At 76.8% G+C, this 2,000-nt stretch carries 1 protein-coding gene; it reads left to right on the top strand.

The annotated features are described in order from the left end of the window. The coding region (locus Q0112_RS17160; RefSeq protein ID WP_297977225.1) for an alpha-2-macroglobulin family protein at positions 1–2,000 on the top strand (2,000 nt) is incomplete at both ends.

The raw sequence follows: 2,000 nt of genomic DNA, 5'->3' as shown, positions 1-2,000 counted from the left end.
GGCGGCTGGCGGCTCGCCGTGCATGCCGACCCGGAGGCGCCGCCGCTCGCCACCGCGAGCTTCCTGGTCGAGGACTTCACCCCCGAGCGGGTCGACCTGGCGCTGAGCCTTCCCGAGGGTGCGATCGACCCCGCCGCGCCCCCGACGCTCGCGGCGCAGGCCGACTTCCTCTGGGGCGCCCCCGGCGCCGACTTGCCGCTCGAGGGCGAGACCCGGATCGCGATGGCGCGCGACCTGCCCGGCCATCCGGGCTTCCTCTTCGGGCTCGAGGACGAGCCCTTCGCCTCGGGCTACGCCGCGCTCGCGCCCGCGACCACCGACGCCGCAGGTGCGGCGCAGATCCCACTGGCGGTCCCGGAGTCCGGCCCGGTCAGCCGCCCGCTCACCCTGACCGCGACGCTGCGCGTCCGCGACGGCTCCGGCCGCCCGGTCGAGCGCAGCGAGACCCGCCCGCTCCTCCCCGCCGCACCGCTGATCGGCGTCCGCCCGCTCTTCGAAGGCGCGGTCGACGAGGGCGGCACCGCCGGCTTCGAGGCGATCGCCCTCGGCGCCGACCTCGCGCCGGCGAGCCTCGCCGCCGTGAGCTGGACCCTCTCGCGCATCGAGACCGACTACCAGTGGTACGAGGCCGACGGCGTCTGGAACTACGAGCCGATCACCCGGAGGAGCCGCGTCGCGAACGGCACCGTCGACCTGACGGCCGGCGCGCCGCTGCGCCTCGACATGCCCGTCGACTGGGGCCGCTACGAGCTGGCGCTGGCGGCGACCGACGGCCGCTACATCGCAACAAGCGTGGGCTTCGACGCGGGCTGGGGCGCCGCCGGCGCCGGTTCGGAAACGCCCGACCTCCTCGCCCTCTCCCTCGACCGCGCTGCCTACGCCCCCGGCGACACCGCCCGCGCCCGCGTCGTCGCGCCGAACCCCGGCGCACTCCTCGTCGCCGTCATGGGCGATCGCCTGATCGAGAGCCGCATCCTCGCCGTCGAGGCCGGCGAGACCGTCGTCGACCTGCCCGTCACCGACGCCTGGGGCGCCGGCGCCTACGTCACCGCGACCCTGATCCGCCCGATGGACGTCGCCGCCGGCCGCAACCCGGCCCGCGCCATCGGCCTCGCCTGGGCACCGGTCGACCCCGGCCCGCGGCGCCTCGCCGTCGCCTTCGAGGGCGGGGACGACGCCGCGCCCCGCGGCGTGACCGCGGCCGTGCTGAAGATCGACGGGCTCGCGCCCGGCGCCCGCGCCTATGCCACCGTCGCCGCCGTCGACGTCGGCATCCTGAACCTGACCGGCTTCGAGCCGCCCGATCCGGACGGCCACTATTTCGGCCAGCGCCGCCTCGGCGTCGAGATGCGCGACGTCTACGGCCGCCTCATCGACGGCCTCTCGGGCACCCCCGGCCGCCTGCGCTCCGGCGGCGACGCCGGCCTCGGCTTCCGCGCCCCGCCCCCGACCGAGGAGCTCGTCGCCAGCTTCTCCGGCATGCTCGAGGCCGACGCCGAAGGCCGGGTGCGTGCACCCGTCGCGCTCCCCGACTTCAACGGCACGATCCGCCTGATGGCCGTCGCCTGGACCGCGGACGGCGTCGGCCAGGCGACGAAGGACTGGCTGGTCCGCGACCCGGTGGTGGTGCAGGCGAGCCTGCCGCGCTTCCTCGCCCCCGGCGACGCGACGCGCCTGCGCCTCGACCTCGCCCACGCCACCGGCCCCACGGGCGAGGTCGCGGTCACGGTCACCGCCGCCGACCCCGGCCTCCTGCCGCAGGGCGGCAGCTTCACCGGCACGCTCGGCGAGAACGGCCGCCTGACCTTAGACGCGGCCCTCGCCGGCACCACCCCAGGCGACCACGCCCTGACCGTCGAGACCGTCACGCCCGCGGGCCAGCGCCTGAGCAAGCGCCTGACGATCCCCGTTCGCGCCAACGACCCCGTCCTCGCCCGCCAGGACCGGATCGAGCTCGCCGCCGGCCAGACGCTGACCCTCGACGCCTCGGTCCTCGACGG

Source organism: uncultured Amaricoccus sp., assembly GCF_937858865.1.
In the GTDB taxonomy this organism is placed as follows: domain Bacteria; phylum Pseudomonadota; class Alphaproteobacteria; order Rhodobacterales; family Rhodobacteraceae; genus Amaricoccus.
This window is presented reverse-complemented; position numbering and strand designations above follow the sequence as displayed.